The organism is Streptomyces viridochromogenes (assembly GCF_001270495.1).
In the GTDB taxonomy this organism is placed as follows: Bacteria; Actinomycetota; Actinomycetes; order Streptomycetales; family Streptomycetaceae; genus Streptomyces; species Streptomyces viridochromogenes_A.
This window is the reverse complement of sequence record NZ_LGUR01000189.1, coordinates 1-209: the sequence shown is the minus strand read 5'-3', so window position 1 is coordinate 209 and position 209 is coordinate 1. Positions and strand designations below refer to the sequence as shown.

The window sequence follows — 209 nt, the reverse complement described above, 5'->3', positions numbered from 1 at the left end:
CCTCATCGCCGCCCGCTCGCGCTACCCCGAGGTCAAGGCGCCCGTCCACCTCGTCTACGGCGAGGAGGACTGGTCCCGTCCTTCGGACCGGCAAGCCAACAAGGAGCTGCTGCCGGCCGCCGATTTCACGCAGGTCCCCAGGACCGGCCACTTCATCGCCCTGGAACGGCCCGACCTGCTGGCCGACCTGCTGAACGCGGTGGCCTGAC

1 protein-coding gene is annotated in these 209 nt (G+C 70.3%); it reads left to right on the top strand.

All coding sequences use genetic code 11. From position 1 onward, the window contains the following. On the top strand, window positions 1-208 hold a 208-nt coding region (locus ADK36_RS18605; RefSeq protein ID WP_425315468.1), incomplete at its 5' end, for an alpha/beta fold hydrolase. Between the last annotated feature and the right edge of the window lies 1 nt (window position 209).